This window comes from Robertmurraya phoenicis (assembly GCF_047302285.1).
Taxonomy (GTDB): Bacteria; Bacillota; Bacilli; order Bacillales; family Cytobacillaceae; genus Robertmurraya.
In genome coordinates this window covers 3,554,106-3,577,758 of the sequence record NZ_CP154845.1, presented here as the reverse complement: position 1 = coordinate 3,577,758, position 23,653 = coordinate 3,554,106, and the positions used below count along the sequence as shown (strand labels likewise).

Sequence of the window (23,653 nt, the reverse complement as noted above, 5' to 3'; positions counted from 1 at the left end):
AAAATTTGGTTTAGGACGAATTTTACGCGGGAAGAGATGAGTAACAACAAAATAAGTCAGGAATTGAGTCGATTTTTATAACGTTCTATGGTGTTTAATGCTTGATGTGCTCCTTATGAAATCGCTGAATTTAAAAATTTCGGCTAGCTGCCGTTTATATAAATGGGCGCCCACAAAAATGGGCGTCCTTTTGATTGGACTTATGACCAATTCACTGGTGAGGTCACCTGAATGGTTTCAAGAGTGAGTGGGTGAACAAATTTGAGTTCGGTCGCATGTAGACATAGTCTTTCATTAGCATGAGTGTCTCCATATAGATTATCACCAACTATGGGGTGTCCAATATGGCTGAGGTGCACGCGAATTTGATGTGTGCGACCTGTATCAAGTTGACATTGAATTAGGGATGTATCTTTTTTACCCTCAATGACCTCATAATGAGTGATGGCTTTCTGCCCACTTGGTGAAACTCTTCGTTTCGTAGGATGATGGCGATCCCTTCCAATCGGTTCATTAATGGTTCCTTTTTTACTCGGCATTTTCCCCTGAACAAGAGCTGTGTAGGTGCGTTTTATTTGTCTCTCTTCAAGCATTTTGTCTAGGATGGAGCCGATAAATGGATGTTTGGCAAATAGAATGACACCTGATGTGTCCCGGTCTAAGCGATGGACATGCTTAACTTGCCGAAACTCTCCTTTTGCTTGTAAATGAAAAGCAATTCCGTTTGCTAAAGTATCCTCTTGCTCGGGATCATTTGGGTGCGTATTCATTCCAGATGGCTTATCGGCAATTATTAAGTGGTCGTCCTCAAAAAGAATATTTATATCCATATAGTGGGGAATGACCCCAAAATCAGCATCTGAAAATAACTTGATTCGAAGACGGTCATCTTTATTTAAGGGCTCCGTCCAAATAACAGGCTGACCATTGAGCCATACTTCTTTGTTCATTCGCATTAAGTGAGTGAGCTTTTTGGGTGCGTTCCATACCTTTGAAAATAATTGCTCACTTGTAAGACCTTGCCATTCAGCAGGGACAATCAGTTCAAACCATTGCCCTTTTTTTGATGAAACAATCATGTGGATCACCTTTCATATAGAGATTTAAAGCATTGTTGTCAATTTTTGAGAAAATAAATCACTGTTTTTCCTAGTTTTCTTTGGCGATAATTACCACGCTTTAAGCCTTTGTACGTATGTTATTCTTATCGTATATAACAAATCGATAACATGTTTTTAAAAGGTGGTATTTTGAGTGAAGGTTGTATTTGCATCAACACCAGATCAAGAAGAAATGATTAAAGAGCTTGTAAATACGTTTTATCAGAAGGTATTTCCTCTTTATTATTCTGACAAAGAAATAGAAAAATTTGAGGGATTGCAGGTACTACATACCTCGACTAGACATTTTGAGTACTTTGGTACTTTGAAAGAGGCTTATCAGGTTATTACAAGCCTACAAACGTTAATTTCGATTTTAGAAACTAATACGCTGCAGCTTAAGCATAAGGGAATATTCCAAAAAAATGTAGACATTCTGAAGGAATACGGATTGTTTTTCCCATTTGATTTTGACCAATTTATAGAAGCAAAGCAAGCTAAAGAAACAAAAGATGATGTTTTTAGTGTGTACACAAAGGCAGCTAATGAGTTACTGATATAAAAATAAAAAAACGAAAACGAACATGAGATTCGTTTTCGTTTTTTTTATTTACTATTTTGATTAAACCAATCTTCGAATACTTCTTTTTCATTGTAGCCTACGATGCGAGCTACTTCTTTGCCTTCACGGTATTGGACGATTGTTGGTGTTTCTGACACTCCATATTGATCCCAACCAGCATCAAACTCTAATAAGTTATACTGAACCAAATCAATGCTCATTTCCTCAGCAAGCGGAGCTACGACAGGAGTTGTTCGTTGACAGTGAGAACAAATTGGACTGTAAAAATAAACTGTCATATCTTCTTTATTGTCCAATTTTTCTTTTAAATCTTCAGGCAAAATAAGGTTTTGATAGTTTGGATCATCTAGCTGTGCCAATGTTTCAGGATGTAAAGTATCCTTATTATATTTGTTATCCCCTGATACCTTCTCTTCATTTTGCATTTTCGTTAAAAGTGCAACTCCAGCGAATAGTACGATAATAATGACAAGAAAAATAATGACTTTTTTCAATTATGAAACCTCCTTCGTTTTCTTCCAAATGATGAAGCTACAAATAAAGATGATGACAAATGCGGTAAGGGCTAGGAATGGAATTGTCACAAATCCAAACCAATTTATGTATGCTCCTGTACAAGGAATACGACCACATGCGGGGGCGGTGTCTGCTAAGAAGGAAAACTTTTGAATCCCGTAATGGTATAAAGATATCAAAGCACCGATAGCTGATAATACCATTGTATATAGGGAGATGCGGTAATCCTTTTTTATCGTGGCGATCCCTAAAATGATCACAAATGGGTACATCAAAATCCTTTGATACCAACATAATTCACATGGTTCATATTGACGTATTTCAGAAAAATATAAACTCCCAAACATGGCTATGACAGATGCTGCCCAAGCAATAAATATAAACGATTCCCTTTGATCCTTTTTTTCGTTCATAACACCAATTCCTTTAAAGTTAGTCCTCATTATTTTATGCTGTAAACAGCTGTTTTTCAAATTAAACGATTAAGATTAAGTAATTATTTACATTTTGTTCAAGGAGTTTACGAAAATCATGACCATAAAAATGTGGTTTGAGATATAATAAGTGGATAGAGCTTCCATTTTTAAATTCTGGGGGGATATTATGGATTGGAAAAAACAAGCAGAGAGATGGCTACAATTTGATGAGTTGGATGCTGAGCTAAAATCTCAATTGCTTTCTTTAAATGAAAAAGAATTAGAAGATGCCTTTTATAAAAATTTAGAATTTGGGACTGGAGGCATGCGTGGGGAAATAGGAGCTGGTATAAACCGGATGAATCTATATACGATTCGAAAAGCCTCCGCAGGCTTAGCGTCTTTTATTAATACATATGGTTCAGAGGCGAAAAAACGAGGTGTAGTGATTGCGTATGATTCTCGTCATAAGTCAAGGGAATTTGCCATGGAAGCGGCAAAAACTTTGGCAACAAGAGGAATTCAAACATACGTATTCGATGAGTTAAGGCCGACACCAGAGCTGTCATTTGCTGTTCGGTATTTACATGCATTTTCAGGAATTGTCATTACAGCAAGTCACAATCCACCTGAATATAATGGATACAAAGTGTATGGACCTGATGGAGCACAATTAATTCCTAAGGATGCAGATGTAGTCATTGATAAGGTCAATGAAATTGAGGACGAGCTTCGTATTGAAGTTTCTGATGAACAGGAATTAAAGAATGCTGGACTTATCAAAATAATCGGTGAGGAAGTGGATCAAGCTTATTTAGAGAAACTCGTCACGATTTCTGAAAATGATTTAGGAAAAAAATCAGATATTAAGATTGTTTTTACTCCATTACATGGAACAGCGAATAAACCAGTGCGAAAAGGGCTTGAGGCATTAAACTATACGAATGTTACAGTTGTAAAGGAACAAGAGCAACCAGATCCACAATTTTCAACCGTAAAAAGCCCAAATCCAGAGGAGCATGCAGCGTTCACTCTTGCGATTAAAAAAGGTCTAGAATTGAACGCAGATCTTTTAATCGCAACGGATCCAGACGCTGATCGCCTTGGAATTGCCGTGAAGGACTTGAAGGGCGAGTATACCGTGCTAACTGGGAATCAAACTGGAGCTTTATTGCTTCACTATTTACTGACAGAGAAGGCTAATAAAGATACTCTTCCGAAAAATGGCGTGATGATGAAGACGATTGTAACATCTGAACTTGGAAAAGTTGTGGCATCATCCTTTGGTGTTCATACGATTGATGTCCTTACTGGATTTAAATTTATTGCTGAAAAAATTAAACAGTTTGAAGAAAGTGGCGAGTACAATTTCATATTCGGATATGAAGAAAGCTACGGTTATCTAATTGGAGATTTCGCACGAGATAAAGACGCCGTTCAAGCGACCCTTTTGGCGACAGAGGTATGTGCCTTTTATAAGGAAAAAGGAATGTCTTTATATGAAGCATTACTTTCTTTATTCGATAAATATGGTTATTACCAAGAAGGGCTTCGTTCATTAACATTAAAGGGGAAATCTGGAGCAGAACGTATTCAGCAAACATTAACCTCATTTAGAAATGAGCCTTTACTAGAAATTGGTGGACTGAAGGTCGTCAAACAAGAGGATTATTTAGAAAGTATTCGTACTACAGAAACAGGTAAGGAAAATATCGACCTACCTAAGTCAAATGTGTTGAAATACTTCCTTGAGGATGACTCGTGGGTATGTCTAAGACCTTCTGGTACAGAGCCAAAGATAAAGTTTTATTTCAGTGTTAAAGACCATTCATTAGAAGCAAGTCAAACGAAACTAAAGGCTTTAGAAGAGAGCTTCATGAATGTCGTTGAGGAGAGAATGAATCAGTAAATTTTTCAAGACACGGTCTATGTGACCGTGTCTTTTTTGGTGGAATTCTTTTACATCCATTTCGCAGTCAGTTCTTCTTGCTCTTCCAAGTGGTTGTTGGCATGGTCGATGTATCTTAACAATGAATATAAGTGTTTCTCAATGACCATATAGTCTTTTTCAAAATTGTAGGCATGTAAGAAGTGTTCAATCTTTTTTGATAAAAAGTGGTCCTTTGTTCTAACCATCAAAATTAATAAGTTGTCCCATTCAGAACGATGGGTATAATATAAGGCGCGATCATAATCGACTACATCCATTTTTCCTCATCTCCTCTTTTTAAGGAGTTGATTATAGTCTGTGCCGAGAGCTTATAAATTTTCTCTGTAAATGTTGGTCATCTTGGTTAATTAGGTTTTTCAGCATTTACCTGTGTAAAAATCATCAAAATGGTGGACAGCTATAATGAGCATCTGCTCTTCCTAAAAAATTCTAATTGATTTACGCTTCAACTCATCATTTTTGTTTTTGTCTCATACATTGGTGATAAGACCAAGAAGGAGGAAAAAGAATGAGAGAGGAAGAGCGTAAAAAGCTAGAATATGCTATCGATGAGATTACTGAAATTGCTTTAGGATTTGGTCTCGATTTTTACCCGATGAGGTATGAGATTTGTCCGGCTGATATTATATATACGTTTGGCGCATATGGAATGCCAACACGATTTTCTCACTGGAGTTTTGGGAAACAATTTCATAAAATGAAGCTTCATTATGATTTAGGACTTTCCAAAATATACGAGCTTGTAATTAATTCTAATCCTTGCTATGCTTTCTTGCTGGATTCTAATTCATTAATACAGAACAAATTGATTGTAGCCCATGTATTGGCACATTGTGATTTCTTTAAAAATAATGTTCGCTTTCAAAACACAAAGCGCGATATGGTGGAGAGTATGTCTGCCACAGCTGAAAGAATTCGCCAATATGAAATTGAGCATGGAAAACAAGAAGTAGAAGAATTTCTCGATGCTGTGCTGGCCATTGAAGAGCATATTGACCCGTCCTTAATGCGTCCAAAACTCTCTTGGACAATGGCTGATGTAGAGTTTGAAGTAGAAGAGGAACTAAAGGCAAGTCCCTATGATGATTTATGGAATTTAGATAAAAAAAATGAACAAAAAAGCTCAAAGAAAAAGATAAAAAGAAAATTGCCGCCACAGCCTGAAAAAGACCTCCTCTTATTTATTGAGAGCTATAGTCGCGAACTAACGGAATGGCAGCGCGATATTCTCACGATGATGAGAGAAGAAATGCTCTATTTTTGGCCACAATTAGAAACGAAAATCATGAATGAGGGCTGGGCGTCGTTCTGGCATCAAAGAATTTTGCGGGAGATGGATCTGACCTCCGATGAAGCATTAGAATTCGCCAAGCTTAATGCTGGAGTTGTGCAGCCATCAAGAACGGGAATCAATCCTTACTATTTAGGATTGAAAATCTTTGAGGATATCGAGGAACGCTATAATAATCCTACAGAGGAAATGAAACTGCGTGGAGTGAAAGAGAATTTTGGTAGAGAAAAAATGTTCGAAGTACGTGAAATTGAATCAGACATATCGTTTTTAAGAAATTACTTAACTAAGGACCTTGTTATGCGTGAAGACATGTATTTATTTCAAAAACAAGGTCGTGATTACAAAATTGTTGATAAAGGCTGGCAGGAAGTAAGAGATCAGCTTGTAAATATGCGAGTAAATGGAGGCTTTCCTTATTTAACAGTCACCGATGGGGATTATTTGAAAAATGGGGAATTATACATTAAACATTGGTATGAAGGAATTGAACTTGATTTGAAATATTTAGAAAAAGTGCTTCCTTATATTCATCATCTATGGGGAAGAGGCGTTCATATTGAAACGATGATCGAGGATAGAAATATGCTATTTACGTATGATGGAAAAGGAGTTCATCGAAAGTATCTGTGAGTCGTATTGCGGAGTATAAATCATTTATACTCCGTTCAAGTTTTTATAAAAGGCTCTTTTCGCAAACATTGCTGCTTTTGGAAAATAATAAGTTCATAAAATGCCTATATCTCCTCGTAAGGATTAAAAAGAGGAAGCGAAAAGTGCCGTCGCACCTTTAATATATAGCAGTAACAGTGACATATGGGTAAAAACCGGCTTCTGGGTTTTTACGAAAAACCACAACCTATACGAAAACAGCTTTATAAAAAGAGTGGTTCATGTCGGTCGCTAATGGATATTAAATCGTTTAATTTCTTTAAGTGGTTTCTAACCATCCGAAGTACAGATTGATTATTTTCCAAAATGTATACCATCTCTGCTAAATTAAAAGATTCCATTGCTTTTTCGATTTGATTTAAAGCCTTGTGACATAGTGCTTTCTGAAAATATAAATCGCCTTTTAAATACATAAGCTGATATTTTTCTGTAAGTTTCAAACCATGTTCACAAGTTTGTATGGCTTCCACATGTCGAGAAGTTAAACGTAAAACTCTAGCATAATTGTAGTTCAGTCTTACAGGAACATGTTTGTTAACGATGTCTGTAAATTTATTTAGGTGTTCCATTGCCTCACTATACACGTTTATCGCTTCATTTAGCATCTGGCATTGACTATAGATATTCGCTTTACTAATTAAGATTTCGATTTCGCGTTCAGAATAGAGTTTTTTATTAGAGGCAGTTAGATTAAGTGCTTCATCAAAGCACTGGATGGAATGTTGAAGATCGAGATCTAATTGAAAGGAACAAATTCCTTCATGCCACATTAAGAACTGGGATAATTTCTTTTGCTTAAATAATTCATTAGTTGATTCTGCCTCAATGATTCTACGTACTAACTCATAGTCTCGATTGTTAATCGCTTCTCTAATTTCTGAAAAAGTATCAATGACATAATCATGTCTAGGGATGCTTGATATATCAAGGAGATAAGAAATATCCACACTAAATCGATCGGCAAGCTTAAGCAAAATATCAGCTGTCGGAAATACGTTTCCATTTTCAATTTTACTAATATATGCCTGTGTACATATATCTTTGCTCGTTTCATATTGGGATAATCCAAGGCGTTCCCTTGCCTCTTTAATTCGTTGCCCTAAATATCTTGCCATAAAATTCACTCCGAATATAACTATATTTATCATGGAGCATAAAAACGTCTGAATTTGCGAGAAAACACTCTATTTACTCTATTATATCAGGGAATTCAGAAAATTCATCCTTTCTTTTTACATGATAAAATTCTTGTAAAAAGGAGGTTGGAAATATGAAAAGATTCCTTAGTGGTTTATTGATCGTCTTGCTCGCTTTCTTTGGTACTTATGCTGGCCAGGATACTCCAATTCATCCGAATGAGGAAGAGCCTGGAGTCATGCATTAATACACTGTTTAGATGCTATTTTTAATAGAGATGGAGTTGTGGACAAGTGTTAGGTAAAGACGTCTTATATAATGAAGAGAAGTACACGATCATCTTTAATTACAAAAATGGTATGATTGAAATTCGAAACGCAAATCTCGTTTATGATGTCCAGCTCGTGAACATTAAAGACGTCAAAATCATTGAATCTGCTTAAAGGAACTACTTATTTGTAGTTCTTTTTTGCGTGCTTATGAATTTTTGTTTTTTTCTAAAAAGAATCGTGCATTCACAAAGAAAATGGTTCCTAGTAGGAACAGCATCGTACATAACCAAGCAGCGATAGCGGAATATTCACCTTTAAATATATATTCACTTGCGAGGTTAACTAAGAGCATAAATGCCATTGTGAAATACATTGCTTTGAGGTATTTCATTTTGAACACATCCTTTACATAGAAATGGTTGAATCAATACTATTGTTTTTTACATTATATTACATTTAGATATAATTTTGGGCTGTTTTTGAAAGGAAAAAAATTTTTTCGAAAAAAACATTGACGGATTCCTTTTAGAGGTGTTATATTGATATAGCTGTTTTGAAAAACATTTGAAGTCTGGCCCGTTGGTCAAGCGGTTAAGACACCGCCCTTTCACGGCGGTAACACGGGTTCGAATCCCGTACGGGTCATTAACATTTTTTCGCGAAAGCGAAAATAATGTACCTTAATATTTCACGGTAGTGAAAATAATGTACCTTCAAATAGCGAAAGCGAAAATAATGTACCTTAATATTTCACGGTAGTGAAAATAATGTACCTTAATATTTCGCAAATGCGATAATTGTTTTCAGTATTTATATAATTTTGGCGGTGTAGCTCAGCTGGCTAGAGCATTCGGTTCATACCCGAAAGGTCGTGGGTTCGACTCCCTCCGCCGCTACCAAATTTATATTTTTGTTATTATGGAGGAATACCCAAGTCCGGCTGAAGGGATCGGTCTTGAAAACCGACAGGCGGGTCAAACCGCGCAGGGGTTCGAATCCCCTTTCCTCCTTATTTAATTTTTTAAGGAAAGCTATTTTCTCCTTACGTTGAAAAGATAAAGGATTGATATTTTCGCTAACGCGGAAAATCAAAGGAAAGTTATTTTTGCTAACGCGGAAATATAGAGGTAAGTTATTTTTTTGTACCTCAAAAAAACTTTGGTCCGGTAGTTCAGTTGGTTAGAATGCCTGCCTGTCACGCAGGAGGTCGCGGGTTCGAGTCCCGTCCGGACCGCCATTTTTATTCAAAGCAGTTTTCTACATTATGTATGGCTCAGTAGCTCAGTCGGTAGAGCACGATGAATAAGCTACGAAGCAAAACACCCAGCGTACTCATTGAGAGGCATCTTGAATTAGCCTTCTGAAATGAGGACGATGGACGAAAGTATACTTGGTTTAGGAATTAAATATTATGTATGGCTCAGTAGCTCAGTCGGTAGAGCACGATGAATAAGCTACGAAGCGAAACACCCAGCGTACTCATTGAGAGGCATCTTGAAATAGCTTTCTGAAATGAGGACGATGGACGAAAGCATACTTTGGTTTAGGAATTAAATATTATGTATGGCTCAGTAGCTCAGTCGGTAGAGCAATGGACTGAAAATCCATGTGTCGGCGGTTCGATTCCGTCCTGAGCCACTTTTTAATTTGGAGGGGTAGCGAAGTGGCTAAACGCGGCGGACTGTAAATCCGCTCCTTCGGGTTCGGCGGTTCGAATCCGTCCCCCTCCACCAGTGCTTTTTACGAAGCGTAGCGAAGTAAAATAGCATTCATTAGTTTTTCGCGATAGCGAAAATAAGGCACCATTATTTTACGAAGCGTAGCGAAGTAAAATAGCATTCATTAGTTTATCGCGATAGCGACTATGAGGTTTCTGTACTTAGTATAGAGATATCCAAGTAAGGATATAGTTTAATAATAGTATAATGGCGGTCGTGGCGAAGTGGTTAACGCATCGGATTGTGGCTCCGACACTCGTGGGTTCGATTCCCATCGATCGCCCCATTAAATTAATATATATGCTATGCGGGTGTAGTTTAATGGTAAAACCACAGCCACGAGCAAAGCATCTATGAATGATCTACGAGTTGCCTCGACGATAAGGCATTCCAGAGTAAGCTTGTAGAGTTAGAGGCATGTAAGGCCAACGTTAGGAAATAGAAACAAGATAAAATTACAATATATATGCGGGTGTAGTTTAATGGTAAAACCACAGCCTTCCAAGCTGTTGTCGTGGGTTCGATTCCCATCACCCGCTTCCTTAAAAAGGATGTTCTAAGTGCTAACTAGAACATCCTTTTTTCTTTTCATTTTTCAACCTCTTTCACTTCACAAAAACCACGAAATCAAGTATACTCACAATAACTTATAATTCTTATATGATAGGTGGGTTTTAAATGAGTGAAAAGCATAAATCAATCCCTAGACCGCTTGTGAGGTTAAATCAATGGATTATTGTTCTAAGTGTCGTTTTAACTTGGATTACTCAACAAGAAACGATTTTATTATTCCCTTTAATATGTGGGCTCATTGGGCTCATCTTTAAAGTTAATCCAATAATAATGGTAGGAAGACAACTTTTAAGAAAACAACCATCCGAATATATACCAGAAGACTTTGACCAGCAGCAATTTAACCAAGTAATTTCTGTTATTTGTTTAGGTCTCGGTTATGTCGGTTATCTACTCGGATGGACAGTAGTTGCCTGGAGCTTTACGATCATGGTAGCTTTGGCAGCTTTTATTGCGATTCTTGGATTTTGTGTCGGATGTTATATTCGATTCCAATGGCAACAATATCAATATCGAAAATCATTAAATTAATAAAAAAAGTCAGCATTAAAGCTGGCTTTTTATTTGGTTATAAATTTGTTGATATGCGTAACTCAAAAAGGATTTTCAAAATTTTAGTCGAATCTTTTATAGTACCTATAAAGCTTGGAGGTTTAATCCTTGTTACTTTTCTATTGATCCATATCAACTACCAAAAATTAAATAAGGAGTTGATCGATGATGATATACAAAAAATCTCTTGATGGAATTTCTTCTGAGATGTTAAATGGTTTTTTTGTAGATTGGCCAAATTCACCAAGCCCACAAACTCATTTAAGATTATTAAAAAACAGTAGTAAAGTAGTTATTGCATATGAAGATGCAACGAATCAAGTAGTTGGGTTTATCACTGCTATTAGTGATGAAGTCTTATCTGCCTATATCCCGTTCCTTGAAGTGTTACCACCTTACAAAAATAAAGGGATCGGTCAGGAATTAGTGAAGCAAATGTTAGCAGAACTTGAGGATATCTATATGGTCGATTTATGTTGCGATGATGATTTGGTTCCGTATTATGAAAAGTTTGGGATGATCAAATCAAACGGAATGCTTACAAGAAATTATCAAATGCAATCAGGTAAATAGGTCTCATTAATGATGGAGGTGCATTCATAATTTTTGAAGCATTAGTGGATTTTATTGGTGTGATTGCAAATGCTTTAATGGGAACAAAGAAAAAAGCCAAGAAGAAGTAGTGATATTATATATTTGTTATAAAGAGATTGTTGCTAACAACAATCTCTTTTGTTTGTAGTGAGAATTCAAAAAATACAAAAAAATAGAGGATTTTGTCATAGGTATGTAGAACTATAAAATAAATTATTGAAAGAAAAAAGTAGAACATTCAGCTTATGAAAAGAGGGACTAAAGAGTATGGTAAAACCATTAAATGTACTGATTTGTGATGATTCCGTGTTGATTCGAAAGAAACTTAGAGGTACTTTGGAAAAATGTAAATGTGGGGACATTTTTGAAGCTGAAAATGGAATTTTGGCGGTAGAACTTGCTAAAGAAAAAAATCCAGATTTGATTTTCATGGATATTGTCATGCCTGAAAAGGATGGAATCGAGGCATTAGAAGAAATCATTACACATAATCCTGATGCAAAGGTGATTATGGCATCATCAGCTGGAACAAAAGAACATTTGAAGAAGGCAATTGAAAAAGGGGCTTATGATTTTATCCAAAAGCCGATCTCCTTAGAAGCGGTCACGAATCTGATTGACAAGATTCTGAAGGAGGGAAGCGTAAATGTTTAGTCAATATTTTGGACATTATTTATTGAACGAAGGATTATTAACGAGAGAACAGCTTGTGGATGCCCTAGATGCGCAAAAAACAGTTCATGTGAAGTTTGGCGTTATTGCTGTTGATGAGGGACTTTTAACCCCTGAGCAGGTAGAAGAAATCCATCAAAAGCAAAAACAAGTAGACAAACGTTTTGGCGAAATTGCCGTTGATCTTGGATATTTAACGCATGAACAAGTAGAATCCATGTTAGGTTTGCAAAAGCAGAATCATCTATTATTAGCCCAAGCATTAGTTGATAAAGGCTATATGTCCATTGAGACCTTTTCAAAAGCTTTGGATGAATATAAAAAAGGTTACAGTTTATCAGATGAAAAATTTGAGGCAATTAAACATGGAGATATCGATGAACTTGTTAAACTCATTTTACAGGATAAAGATGAAGCAAAAGTTGAGAAATATAGTAAGTATTTGTCTCTATTCGCGAAAAATATGATCCGGTTTATTGATGATCAACTATTTTTCGATGTCGGGGCGAAAAAAGGACAAGGTGATGTATGGCTCGTTCATCAGGAGGTAGTTGGAGAAGCTCCGCTATTTACTGGAATATCTGCAGATAAGAGTGTATTTCTTCATGTAGCATCTGTCTATGCTGAAGAAGAGTTAACCGAAATCGATGAGCTTGCAGAAGCTTCTGTTAGTGAATTTTTAAATTTACATAATGGAATTTATCTCGTAAATATGTCGAACGAGGGAGTAGAGTTAAATATGCTTCCTCAAAGTGTTCTTCAAAATGGTATAGTAGAAGGAGAACAATTTGCAGTTACAGTCCATACTCAAAAGGGACCTTTCCAATTAATTCTGTCAGATCGTCCTGAATCGATTTCTGTTACTAGCGCTAGTCAACAAGTAAGGGTTACTCCATGAGTAGCTCTTTTTTGATCCATCTTGAGTGCTCTCCAATAGCCAATCGATTTCAATATCTCCTAGAATAAGGTGATTGACATCCATATCTAGGTCTTCTGTTGCTTCAAGTAGTTGGTCGATGTCTGTTTTCACCATGATTGTGGCCTCCTCTTCATTATTCATTTCGATACTGTACTATTCACAGGTTTTTGTGACTTTAAACCTATATTTTATAAATATCTACTATATACTTCGGTTCGATAGTGAAAACTATGGGTGTTCTTAAAAAATAAATATAAAATAGGAGAAAATATTTGCAAAGAGTTGATAAAATAACGAAATAGTCTTATGTTAAATTTGAGAGAGAATTTGCAGTTGAAACGGTTTTTTGGGAGTGGAAAATATGAATGTTTTAGTAATCGAAGATAATGAAAGTGTTTGTTCAATGATTGATATGTTTTTTTCTAAAGAGGGAATACATGGTGAATATGTCCATGATGGTCTTAAAGGATTCGAACGATATAAGGAAGGAAATTGGGATCTTCTCATAATTGATTGGATGCTACCAGGGATGGATGGCGTCACCATCTGTAGAAAAATAAGAGCTGAAGGGGACTCGATCCCAATCATTATGTTAACGGCGAAGGATAGTGAATCAGATCAGGTTCTTGGATTAGAAATGGGAGCAGATGACTATGTAACAAAACCATTTAGTCCACTTGCTTTAATGGCACGTATTCGAGCGATTACACGAAGAGTCCATGCAGGTCCTGTGGAGAAGGCGGAAAAAGGCTTATTGGTTACGAAGCATTTTCAAATTAGTAAGGAAAAAAGGGAAGTTTTTTTGGATGGTGAAACCATCTCTAATCTGACCCCAAAGGAATTCGACCTTCTCTACTATTTTGTTCAACATCCTAAGCAAGTGTTCACGAGAGAACAGTTGCTTGATCGAGTGTGGGGCTATCAATTTTATGGAGATGAGCGTACTGTTGACGTTCATATCAAAAGACTCAGGAAAAAAATCGGTACTGATCACCAACCATTTTTCCATACCGTTTGGGGAGTAGGGTATAAGTTCGATGAAACGATCCAAACCAGTGAAAATTAAGTATTTATATCAGCAATTAATTAGTCATATGGGTGTTCTTTTGGTAGCTTTCCTGATCATGAGTATTGTATTTACCCACTATGTTGAACGGTTAGTCTATCAAGACACAGTGGATGAGCTTATATCCTATGGGGAAAATATCCTTACCGATATTACGAGAGGGACACGTTCTGCTACAAATATAGTGAATGAATATAGTAATGTTCTAAAAGGAAGAAATATTAGCTTTAGTATTTTTGATGAAGAAGGGAATCTTCTTTACCCAAGTGGAAACTTGAAGCTAGTAGACGAAGTCCTAGAGCAAATTGCTAAGGGAAATCCACATGTTGTAAGAAATAAAATTAAACATTCGAATCAGGAAGTTACTTTATTAGCCTTACCATATATCATGAATGATACGCTAATAGGGGTTATTCTATTGACTTCCCCAATTAGTGGCTCTAGAGAAATGATCAGTCAAATCAACCAATACTTATTTTTTACCGCATTGTTGGCATTTGCACTAGCTATTCTTCCAAGTTGGCTATTATCAAAGGTCCATGTTAATCGGATTAAGCGACTTCAGGAAGCGACGTCAATGGTGTCTGCGGGTGATTACTCTGTTAACCTGCCTCCATCAAATTTTGATGAAATCGGGGAGCTCGCTCATGATTTTAATCATATGGTGAAAAAGTTAAACACCGCTGCTGAGGAAATAGAGAGTCTGGACAATCGAAGAAGGAATTTCATGTCAGATGTATCCCATGAGTTAAGAACACCATTAACGACGATTAGTGGTGTCGTTGAGGGCTTGAAAAACGGGATGATTGCAGAAGAAGAAAAAGAAAAAGGCATTAATTTAGTCAGTCAAGAAACAAAGAGATTGATTCGCTTAGTCAATGAAAACCTTGATTACGATAAAATAAGGTCCAATCAAATAAAACTAAATAAAGAAGATGTACAGTTACAAGAGGTATTTGAAATTATTCAGGAACAGCTTCATTTACAAGCAACTGAGAAAGACAATCAAATTGAGATTGAAGTCGAGGAAGATGTCCGGATTCTGGCTGATTATGATAGACTGATACAAATCTTAATTAATATTACGAAAAATAGTATTCAATTTACTGAGAATGGCCACATTTGGCTAAGGGGAAGAATGGAGCAAAATCACACGGTTATTGAAATTGAAGATACTGGTATTGGTATTGATACGATGGAAATTGAAAAAATTTGGCACCGATTTTACAAGGCGGAAATTTCAAGAACGAATAACCCGTACGGTGAATTTGGTTTAGGTTTATCAATTGTAAAACAGTTAATTCATCTGCATCAAGGCTCAATTGAAGTATTTAGTGAAAAAGGAAAAGGAACAAAGTTTGTCATTCACATTCCGTATATATAAGGAGCGAAATTATAGAATCACAGACATGTGGTTCTTTTTTTTATGGCTGTTTCGTACGGATTTTGGTTATTGGAATGATCCTAATCCCGACCATTCCGATTTATACGTAGAACAGTACCACGGATGGAATAGGCAAGCTCTATTCTCTGCTATTTGTTTGCGTGACAGTATAAATTAGGATTTACTATTGATTTTATGAAACAATAGCAACAATGTTTGAGAAAAGAGCGTTTTTCATCATATTTTCCTAATTCATTCCTTTCTTCTTAAAAGTTTTGTCACTTTTTGTTCATAATTTCGGGATAAAATGTATTCAACGTAAGAAGTTGAGGAGGAATTAAGATGAGTGATTTACATAAAGACGATAACCAAGAAGTAGAAATTCAAGAAGTGGATACTGATGAAGGAAAGACTCAAGAGGATGAAACTCCAGAAGTTGAATCTCAAAAGGAAGAGACTCAAGAAGTAGAAATTCGAGCCGCAAAGAATAATAAACCGAAACTGAAGCTAAAGGGATTTTTCAGTATGGTTGCAGCCGGGGTAGTCGGCTCTGTATTAACGATGACGGTTATTCCACAAACCGATTTTTTCCATGAATACTATCAGCCTGTTGCAAGTGGAGCAGTAGCTGAAGCTTCATCTCAAGGAAATGCAGTAAATATTGTCCCGACTTCAACGACTAATGCTTCTGCATCTGTAGCAGATATTGTTGACAAAACATCATCAGCTATCGTAGGAATTGTTAACAAACAGCAACAGAACAACCCTTTTTCTAGAACTTCAGAAGTGGTTGAAAGTGGTTCTGGTTCAGGTGTTATTTTTAAGAAAACAGATGATACAGCATACATTGTTACCAATAATCATGTCATTGAAGGAGCAACGGAAATTGAAGTCTCTTTTCATAATGGGGAGAAAGTGGGAGCGCAGTTAATAGGGGCAGATGCACTTACTGATTTAGCTGTATTGAAGATCGATGCAAAATATGCAGACAATGTACTTTCATTCGGAGATTCATCAACGTTAAGAGCTGGTGAACAAGTATTAGCGATAGGAAATCCACTTGGATTAGAATTTTCAAGAACCGTCACACAAGGGATAGTCAGTGCGGTAGATCGAGAAATTGCGGTCTCCACTTCTGCTGGTGAATGGGAACTGAATGTCATCCAAACCGACGCAGCCATTAACCCTGGTAATAGTGGTGGGGCCTTGATTAACTCGCAAGGACAGCTCATTGGGATTAATAGTTTAAAAATTTCCGAAAGTGGAGTAGAAGGACTTGGCTTTGCCATTCCAAGTAATGATGTCGTTCCAATTGTAAATGAAATTATTTCGTCAGGAAAGATTAGTAGACCATATATGGGTGTTAGTCTCGCTAGTCTTAATGAAATTCCTTCCGCTTATTATCAGGAGCTTCCAGAAGATGTCACAGGTGGTGCGATGGTGACATATGTGGATCCAGCATCAGGGGCAGCTGAGGCTGGCATCAAGGCACAAGATGTGATCGTGGCAATTAACGATCAAACAGTAGAAACATCCAATGATTTACGAAAATACTTATATACTGAAGCCAAAGTAGGCGATGAGGTAGAATTAAAGATTTATCGTGAAGGGAAATTGATAACAGAAAAAATGACTTTAGCAAATAATATTCAAGCTAGTTGATGTTCCAAATATAGGTCTTTCTTTAGACCTTTTATATACGTTGTTCTATTATAGATTGTGGTTATTGGTAAAACCCAGAAGCCGGTTTTTACCTATCTATCACAGGTATTGCTATACATGAAGTGTGCGACGGCACTTTTCGCTTCCTCTTATTAATCTCTCAGAGGAGATATAGGTATTTTGTTGCTTAAAACTTTCGAAAAAGCAACAATATTTGCGAAAAGAGCCTTTATATAAAATGGAGAGGCTTTAGCCGAATGAGTAGTTGGTTACCACCTTTCGGCTAGCCTCTTTGTAGTTAATCGTCTTTTTCGACTGATTTTTTCACATCTTCTTTAAACTGTTTAAGTTCTTTATGGAGATCTTCTTTACTAATATCAAGTGTCTCCATCACTTCATGGAAAGGTTTATGTTCCTTTTTATAAGTGATGATTTCATCAATGGGTTTATCACTAAGCTTCGCAATTGCTGCAGCCCCGATTAAAAATCGTAATGGAATTCCTTCTTTTATATAGGCATCAATTTCTGCTTCCGTCTTATTTGCGTACCCAGCTAAAAAGGCTTTTACTTCCTTTTTATTTTCCTTAACAAATTGTTCCCATTGACGCATAGAATCAATTCGTTTAAATTCCTCCATGTCGATTCCAAGTTCTGTAGCTGTTTTTTCCCAAGATTTGTTTTCTTTGTATAGTGCTAGTACATCATCAATGTCTTTCTCTGCTTTTTTACTTAACATCGCTGCCATGAAAATATCCTGTTTCGAATAACCTTCCTCTTTTAGCTGTTCGGCTTTTTCATGTTCAATCAACTTGTGGTGATGTCCATGTTTGTAAAGCTCCTTTTCTGCATGAACAGGTACGGACTGGTCCCATGTAAGTGTAATGAAAAGGATCGCTATTAGAACTCTTATTTTTTTCATTGTTGAATCTCTCCTTTATGTACAAAATAACCACGAAAGTTATGGTACCCAAAATATGTTAAATTATGATAAAAAAGCTATTTTATTATTAAAAGGTAGGAGTAGTGAAAGTTTTTCAAAGCAACCATTTCACAATATTGCCATGAAATCCTCCGTAATATCGCTGGAATTTATAGTATTCTTATAGTGAAAATATAATAGTTGGCTGGAGAATTGGAGAAGCCGCAAGAAATCTGTTAGGGATAAGTATGTCTTATACCACCAGGTTTTTTGCGGTTTCTTTTTTTAATAAGGCTGTTTTCATACGAAAATTATGGTTTTTAGAATGGTCTTAATGCCGACCATTCCGATTTATACGTATCGTAGTACCACGGATGAAATAAGCAAGCTCTTTTCTCTGTTGTTTTTTGCTTGCCAGGATAAATAAAATGATTTTCTATTTTTTTGATAGGTAGCAACAATGTTTGAGAAAAGAGCCTTTAATAAATAAAGGAGGAAATGGCATGAGAAAAATGATCGAAACTCAAGTGATTGTGGTAGGCGGAGGTGCAACGGGAGCAGGAGTTCTCCGAGATTTAGCAGTCCGTGGAATTAAAGCAATCTTAGTAGAACAGCGGGATCTTGGCCATGGAACTTCCTCTCGAAATCATGGACTCCTTCACTCAGGGGCACGGTATGCGGTAAGAGATGAAGAAGCTGCGATTGAGAGTTACCGAGAAAATATCATTATAAAAAAAACAATTCCTGGTTCAGTCGAGCAAACCGGAGGTCTTTTTGCAAAGGTGCCAGAAGATGATGATGCCTATGTTCAGAAATGGGTAAAAGCGTGTGAAAAAGTGGGGATTCCCGTATCGAATATTCCCCTTGAAAAAGCGTTTAAAGACGAACCTTATTTAAATAAAAACATTCAATCAGTCTATTCTGTACCAGATGGTTCTATCGATTGTTTCACTCTTGTTGTGGATGTGGTGGCAGATGCCGTGTCAAGGGGAGCGAGAGCATTAACGTATCATGAAGTCATTGATGTGATCAGAGAAACGAATCGTGTGACCGGCGTTGTAGTACGGAATCGCTATACAGGTGAAGAAACGGAAATTCATGGAGATATCGTCATTAATGCAGCTGGTCCATGGGGAGCAAAAATGGCTGAAATGGCAGGTATTTCCTTACATCTAATAAACAATAAAGGAATGCTTGCAGTCCTCAATCATCGTTTTAATAAACAGGTGATCAATCGATTAAGACTTCCAGGAGATGCGGATATTTTTGTTCCAGCCCATAATGTAACCATTTTTGGAACAACGGGGATCAATGTCGATGATCCGAATGATTTTAGCTTGAATCGTCAAGAGTTGGAAGAAATGATCGAGGAAGGTCTGGCGCTAATTCCAGATTTAAAGGAGATGCGTCTCATTCGAGCGTTTAGTGGAAGTCGTCCTCTTTATCAAGAATCCAGTATTGCTGATGATAGCGGAAGGTCAGTTACACGGGGAATTGCTTTATTAGACCATCAAAAAAGAGATGGTGTCGATGGGTTTATGACGATTACCGGTGGGAAGTTGACGACATTCCGATATATGGCAGAAAAAACAGTAGACATGGTCTGTGAAAAAATGAATATCCAAGCGAAGTGTACATCTCATGAAGAGGTCGTTCCCCATCGTGAAGCGAGTAGTTTCTTTAAGGAAGTCGACATGGCTCCAGCTGCCAAAACGAAATTGTTTCATTGGGCGGGAACAAAGGCTACGAAAATTGAACAGTCATTAAAACAGGCGCAAATGGATCGAACAGTCATTTGTGAATGTGAGCAGGTCACATGGGCCGAAATTGAATCAACGTTAACAAAAGATAGTCATTTTAACCTAGGTGATATTAGAAGAAGAACTCGTTTAGGGATGGGCCCTTGTCAAGGGACATTTTGTAGTTTTCGTGCCGCAGCAGTAGCAGTGGAAAAAGGAGTAGCAACTTCGGATGAAGTATCTTGGGCATTGAACGATGCACTCCATGAACGAAAAAAGGGCATGACTGTTGTGGCAACAGGAGAGACAGCAAAACAAGCTCAGCTAATGGATGCCATTTACAATGTTTCGTTACGTCTAAAAGAGGGAGATGAATAACATGTATGATGAAGTCATTGTCGGACAAGGACTAACAGGGTTAATAACAGCCATTTGGAGTCGTGAGCAGGGAAAGCGTGTCGCATTAGTTTCCTCAGGTTTAGGAAAAATTCTTCAGTCCTCAGGTGTAATGGATGTTATCCCTGGACAAGATGGAACGTTCACGGACTTAATTTCAAAATATGAGTTAGATACCCGTTCACGCTTAAATATAAATGAAGCAATGAAGAAATTCTTTCAGTTAACAGAGCGAATTGGGTACCCTTATCAAGGTGATGTGGAAACTCTCGTTACAATCGTAACAGGTTCCGGTCATGTTAAGAAAACAGCATTCTATCCCGAAACAATCAAACCAATACCTGACAAAGGACATGTCGTAATCGTTGGCTTTGAAGAGGTAGTTGATTTCCTTCCAATGTATATAAAAGGAAATCTAGAAAAGAGCAGACCTCTCTTGAAAATTGATCCTATAACCGTCTCACTCGGAAAAAATTCATCTAGAACGATGTCACAACTTGATGCCGCTCACTTACTTGATGAAGAAGAGTCTTGTACGAAGGTGATAAATGAAATCCAGAAAGAGATGGTCAACAAACAAATAGCAAAGCCTGATCTCTTTATTTTTCCATCCTCATTAGGTTTCAACAATTGGCAGATGGTGTTAGAGCGGTTGACTAGAGAATTAAATACTGCTGTTACTGAAGCATCCGGGATGCCACCCAATGCAACAGCGATTCGTTTGCATGACAAATTAAAACGAGAAGCAATAAAACTTGGTGTAAGATTTTATGAGAATACGACCATTGAAGATGCAGAAGTCGAGGATAATATCGTCAAAGCAGTGATCACAAGCACAAATATGAAGATAAAGTCTGAGCGATTTGTATTGGCAACAGGTGGTGTGTTAGGTGGTGGCATTGAGCAAACCGCAGAAGGCTTTAAAGATAAAGTGCTAAGTAGGGAACTTGATAAATTTGGCCGTTATGTAAACTGCCCTGATAATGTTTTCCTCGTCGGTGCGAGTAAAGGTACAAAAGTGATTCAGCATGGAATTACGGGCGGTGTCTTTTCGATTCTATCGAGCTATGAAACTCTTTTGGAACTTAACGAAAATATGAAATTAGGAGGGCTTCAACATGCTTGATTATAGCTTCTTAGACCGTTCATTTGATGCCTGCCTCAAGTGTAATGCCTGTACAGCAAGTTGTCCGGTTTCAAGCGTCTCATTGGAGTTTGGTGGACCGAAGCATTTAGGTCCAGAGTTAAAAAGGCTTACAGATAATCAACACATTATAGATGATAAACGAATTGAGCTATGTACTTTATGTGGGAATTGTGATATCTCATGTCCAGAGAATGTCCATGTATCAACATTAACTGCTTATGCAAAGGCAATTCATGCTGATATTGAAGGAACAAAGCTTCGTGATCAGGTGTTAAGTAATGCAGAGTTAGTTGGAATGGCAGCTTCAGCATTTGCACCGATTACGAATGTTGCGATGACGATGAAACCTGTCCGTAAAGCGATGCAATTGGTGATGGGCATTCCGGCTGAACGAAAGTTTCCAAAGTATCGCTTTAATAATTTTAAAAGAAAATACAAAAAAACAACCGCTCAAACAAAGCGCAAGGTTGCTTATTTTGTTGGCTGTTATGCTACGTACAATGCACCTGAGGTGGCAGATTCCTTTGTTGAAGTCATGAAATATAATGGAATTGAAGTCGCTGTACCTAAGCAGAAATGCTGTGGAGTTCCTATGTTTGCAAACGGCAAAATGGAGCAAGGTCTTAAGAACGCAAATTACAATATTGATAGTTTGCTTGAGTATACAAGGCAAGGTTATGACATTGTTTTGACATGTACGAGTTGTACGTTTGCATTTAAAAAAGAATATGTCAATTATTTAAAATCAGAAGGCGCTATGGAGCTAGCAAAGCATGTGTATGATGCAGATGAATATTTACGATTATTACATGAATCTGGTGAACTGAATACGGAATTTGCACCAATGAATGCTAAGGCAGGCTATTATGCGCCATGTCATATGAAAGGTCAAGGAATTGGCAACCCTGCTATGGACATTCTTGCACTTATTCCAGGCTATGAAATTCAAGATGTTGCGGCAGGATGCTGTGGTCAGTGTGGAACCTTCGGATTCAAAGAAGAAAAATATGATATTTCAATGAAAATTGGTAAACCGATGGCTGAAGCGATTGCAGACGCAGATGCCGATTATACAGTAACAGAGTGTGGCATGTGTAAAAATCAGTTAGAACAGCTGACACCTAAAACGGTTATACACCCAATGCAAATTCTTGCAGAATCCTACTCTAAGAATCTGGAAGAAGGTTCGCTTGCTTCTTCTAAATCGTAGTACTAAAAAAGATCTGAGTTAATAGGCTCAGATCTTTTTTCTGTGAAAAATTTTTATGTATAGATTAGGAGTAGCCTGCTCAAGATTTTTTTGAAAGAAAAGGTTTTCAACATACATGTATTGTTTGTCAATCTTTTGTAACATTTATCGATAAATCTAGAAATCTATTATTGACACCGCTTACAAGAATTCGTATACTAATGCTATAAGTTAATGCAATTGTGATGGAGATAAGGAGACTCACACAGCGCCTATTTTATAATAGGGTGATCTGTTGTGTCTCTTTTTTTTCGTCATCGAAGTAAACCGATTACATTATATTAGTGAGGAGAGAAAAAGATGACACCATTTATTGGAGAGATTATCGGTACCATGATTTTAATTGTTTTGGGTGCTGGAATTGGGGCTGGTTCTTCTTTAGAAAAGTCTTATTCGAAAAATGCAGGGTGGATTGTTATTACACTTGCATGGGGACTTGCGGTAACAATGGGTGTATTTGCAGTTGGACAGGTTAGTGGGGCCCATTTAAATCCTGCTGTAACGGTGGCGTTGGCCTTAACTGGAGATTTTGCTTGGGCTGATGTTCCTGGTTATATCGTTGCCCAGTTTATTGGAGCAATATTAGGGGCAACACTCGTATTCTTACACTACTTACCACACTGGAAAGAAACAAAGGAGCCAGGTACAAAACTTGGAGTATTCGCAACATCACCAGCTATTCCACATACTTTTTCAAATTTGTTAAGTGAGCTCATTGGTACATTTATACTTGTACTTGGGTTATTATTTATAGGAGCAAATAATTTTACTGAAGGATTAAATCCACTAGTTGTCGGTCTACTCATTGTTGTAATCGGTATGTCTTTAGGGGGTTCTACAGGTTATGCGATTAATCCTGCCCGTGATCTTGGTCCAAGAATTGCTCACGCATTGCTCCCGATTCCTGGGAAGGGTGGTTCTAACTGGAAGTATTCATGGATTCCTGTAGTGGGCCCGCTTTTAGGTGGAAGTATCGGAGCAGTCTTTTATCAAGCAGTCTTTTTAGAAACAGTGACAACGGCTTTATGGATCGTATTAGCTATTACTGTAGTTGTCCTTACAATTGCTTTTGTTGCAAGTAAGAACCAAACAACTATTTATGACAAAGAAAATCAAGCAGCTTAA

22 protein-coding genes and 8 tRNA genes are annotated in these 23,653 nt (G+C 37.2%); 23 read left to right on the top strand and 7 right to left on the bottom strand.

The window, feature by feature from the left end; translation table 11 throughout:
• Positions 1-200: 200 nt before the first annotated feature.
• On the bottom strand, positions 201-1,079 hold the full coding sequence (locus AA0X71_RS17825) for an RluA family pseudouridine synthase (protein ID WP_413356645.1): 879 nt from the start codon (positions 1,077-1,079) through the stop codon (positions 201-203).
• Positions 1,080-1,254: 175 nt separating this feature from the next.
• Here AA0X71_RS17825 and AA0X71_RS17820 point away from each other — a divergent pair, with 175 nt between their 5' ends.
• Entirely contained in the window at positions 1,255-1,662 is a 408-nt protein-coding gene (locus AA0X71_RS17820) for a YhcU family protein (protein WP_413356644.1), read from the top strand.
• A gap of 44 nt (positions 1,663-1,706) precedes the next feature.
• Here AA0X71_RS17820 and AA0X71_RS17815 read toward each other — a convergent pair whose 3' ends face one another.
• Positions 1,707-2,177 (bottom strand): thioredoxin family protein, encoded by a 471-nt coding sequence (locus tag AA0X71_RS17815; protein ID WP_413356643.1) that lies wholly within the window; start codon positions 2,175-2,177, stop codon positions 1,707-1,709.
• Positions 2,178-2,612 (bottom strand): disulfide oxidoreductase, encoded by a 435-nt coding sequence (locus AA0X71_RS17810; RefSeq protein WP_413356642.1) that lies wholly within the window; start codon positions 2,610-2,612, stop codon positions 2,178-2,180.
• A gap of 190 nt (positions 2,613-2,802) precedes the next feature.
• Here AA0X71_RS17810 and AA0X71_RS17805 point away from each other — a divergent pair, with 190 nt between their 5' ends.
• A complete protein-coding gene (locus tag AA0X71_RS17805) occupies positions 2,803-4,524 on the top strand; it encodes a phospho-sugar mutase (RefSeq protein WP_413356641.1) in 1,722 nt (573 codons plus the stop codon).
• A gap of 50 nt (positions 4,525-4,574) precedes the next feature.
• On the opposite strand, the gene AA0X71_RS17800 is transcribed toward AA0X71_RS17805, so the two are convergent.
• Positions 4,575-4,823 (bottom strand): YhdB family protein, encoded by a 249-nt coding sequence (locus AA0X71_RS17800; protein WP_413356640.1) that lies wholly within the window; start codon positions 4,821-4,823, stop codon positions 4,575-4,577.
• Positions 4,824-5,074: 251 nt separating this feature from the next.
• Between AA0X71_RS17800 and AA0X71_RS17795 the strand changes: the two genes are divergently transcribed.
• Positions 5,075-6,490 (top strand): SpoVR family protein, encoded by a 1,416-nt coding sequence (locus AA0X71_RS17795; protein WP_413356639.1) that lies wholly within the window; start codon positions 5,075-5,077, stop codon positions 6,488-6,490.
• A gap of 242 nt (positions 6,491-6,732) precedes the next feature.
• Here AA0X71_RS17795 and AA0X71_RS17790 read toward each other — a convergent pair whose 3' ends face one another.
• On the bottom strand, positions 6,733-7,644 hold the full coding sequence (locus tag AA0X71_RS17790) for a helix-turn-helix domain-containing protein (protein WP_413356638.1): 912 nt from the start codon (positions 7,642-7,644) through the stop codon (positions 6,733-6,735).
• Positions 7,645-7,959: 315 nt separating this feature from the next.
• On the opposite strand from AA0X71_RS17790, the gene AA0X71_RS17785 reads away from it, so the two are divergent.
• Entirely contained in the window at positions 7,960-8,109 is a 150-nt protein-coding gene (locus tag AA0X71_RS17785; RefSeq protein ID WP_413356637.1) for a hypothetical protein, read from the top strand.
• A gap of 34 nt (positions 8,110-8,143) precedes the next feature.
• Here AA0X71_RS17785 and AA0X71_RS17780 read toward each other — a convergent pair whose 3' ends face one another.
• Positions 8,144-8,329, bottom strand: coding sequence for a hypothetical protein (locus AA0X71_RS17780; protein ID WP_413356636.1), 186 nt, complete (start codon positions 8,327-8,329; stop codon positions 8,144-8,146).
• Positions 8,330-8,511: 182 nt separating this feature from the next.
• Between AA0X71_RS17780 and AA0X71_RS17775 the strand changes: the two genes are divergently transcribed.
• From AA0X71_RS17775 to AA0X71_RS17705, 15 genes are all read left to right on the top strand, one after another.
• Positions 8,512-8,583, top strand: a tRNA-Glu gene (locus AA0X71_RS17775).
• Between the two features lie 177 nt (positions 8,584-8,760).
• Positions 8,761-8,837 (top strand) — tRNA-Met (locus AA0X71_RS17770).
• A gap of 21 nt (positions 8,838-8,858) precedes the next feature.
• Positions 8,859-8,948: transfer RNA gene (locus tag AA0X71_RS17765), tRNA-Ser, on the top strand.
• 150 nt (positions 8,949-9,098) lie between these two features.
• Positions 9,099-9,175 (top strand) — tRNA-Asp (locus AA0X71_RS17760).
• 328 nt (positions 9,176-9,503) lie between these two features.
• Positions 9,504-9,576: transfer RNA gene (locus AA0X71_RS17755), tRNA-Phe, on the top strand.
• An 11-nt stretch (positions 9,577-9,587) separates the two neighbouring features.
• Positions 9,588-9,671, top strand: a tRNA-Tyr gene (locus tag AA0X71_RS17750).
• 195 nt (positions 9,672-9,866) lie between these two features.
• Positions 9,867-9,942: transfer RNA gene (locus AA0X71_RS17745), tRNA-His, on the top strand.
• A 182-nt stretch (positions 9,943-10,124) separates the two neighbouring features.
• Positions 10,125-10,195, top strand: a tRNA-Gly gene (locus AA0X71_RS17740).
• A gap of 139 nt (positions 10,196-10,334) precedes the next feature.
• On the top strand, positions 10,335-10,760 hold the full coding sequence (locus AA0X71_RS17735) for a DUF4395 domain-containing protein (protein WP_413356635.1): 426 nt from the start codon (positions 10,335-10,337) through the stop codon (positions 10,758-10,760).
• 189 nt (positions 10,761-10,949) lie between these two features.
• Positions 10,950-11,354, top strand: a complete 405-nt coding sequence (locus AA0X71_RS17730) for a GNAT family N-acetyltransferase (protein ID WP_413362663.1) — start codon at positions 10,950-10,952, stop codon at positions 11,352-11,354.
• Between the two features lie 288 nt (positions 11,355-11,642).
• A complete protein-coding gene (locus AA0X71_RS17725; protein ID WP_413356634.1) occupies positions 11,643-12,029 on the top strand; it encodes a response regulator in 387 nt (128 codons plus the stop codon).
• Positions 12,022-12,945 carry a hypothetical protein gene (locus AA0X71_RS17720; RefSeq protein WP_413356633.1) on the top strand — a complete coding sequence of 308 codons (924 nt, stop codon included), beginning with the start codon at positions 12,022-12,024 and terminating at the stop codon, positions 12,943-12,945. The genes AA0X71_RS17725 and AA0X71_RS17720 overlap by 8 nt, the downstream gene beginning before the upstream one ends.
• Before the next feature lie 382 nt (positions 12,946-13,327).
• Entirely contained in the window at positions 13,328-14,032 is a 705-nt protein-coding gene (locus AA0X71_RS17715) for a winged helix-turn-helix domain-containing protein (protein ID WP_413356632.1), read from the top strand.
• Complete coding sequence (locus tag AA0X71_RS17710; RefSeq protein ID WP_413362661.1) at positions 14,022-15,416, top strand: ATP-binding protein; 1,395 nt, start codon at positions 14,022-14,024, stop codon at positions 15,414-15,416. Before AA0X71_RS17715 ends, AA0X71_RS17710 begins: the two co-directional genes overlap by 11 nt.
• A 342-nt stretch (positions 15,417-15,758) precedes the next feature.
• Complete coding sequence (locus tag AA0X71_RS17705; RefSeq protein ID WP_413356631.1) at positions 15,759-17,078, top strand: S1C family serine protease; 1,320 nt, start codon at positions 15,759-15,761, stop codon at positions 17,076-17,078.
• A 298-nt stretch (positions 17,079-17,376) separates the two neighbouring features.
• Here the strand turns inward: AA0X71_RS17705 and AA0X71_RS17700 are convergent, their stop codons facing one another.
• Positions 17,377-17,997, bottom strand: coding sequence for a hypothetical protein (locus tag AA0X71_RS17700; RefSeq protein WP_413356630.1), 621 nt, complete (start codon positions 17,995-17,997; stop codon positions 17,377-17,379).
• Between the two features lie 503 nt (positions 17,998-18,500).
• Between AA0X71_RS17700 and glpA the strand changes: the two genes are divergently transcribed.
• The 4 genes from glpA (at position 18,501) to AA0X71_RS17680 (ending at position 23,653) form a co-directional block, all read left to right on the top strand.
• A complete protein-coding gene (glpA, locus tag AA0X71_RS17695) occupies positions 18,501-20,114 on the top strand; it encodes an anaerobic glycerol-3-phosphate dehydrogenase subunit GlpA (protein WP_413356629.1) in 1,614 nt (537 codons plus the stop codon).
• A 1-nt stretch (position 20,115) separates the two neighbouring features.
• Complete coding sequence (locus AA0X71_RS17690) at positions 20,116-21,258, top strand: FAD-binding protein (protein WP_413356628.1); 1,143 nt, start codon at positions 20,116-20,118, stop codon at positions 21,256-21,258.
• Entirely contained in the window at positions 21,251-22,489 is a 1,239-nt protein-coding gene (locus AA0X71_RS17685; protein WP_413356627.1) for an anaerobic glycerol-3-phosphate dehydrogenase subunit C, read from the top strand. The genes AA0X71_RS17690 and AA0X71_RS17685 overlap by 8 nt, the downstream gene beginning before the upstream one ends.
• Positions 22,490-22,828: 339 nt before the next feature.
• Positions 22,829-23,653 carry an MIP/aquaporin family protein gene (locus AA0X71_RS17680; protein ID WP_413356626.1) on the top strand — a complete coding sequence of 275 codons (825 nt, stop codon included), beginning with the start codon at positions 22,829-22,831 and terminating at the stop codon, positions 23,651-23,653.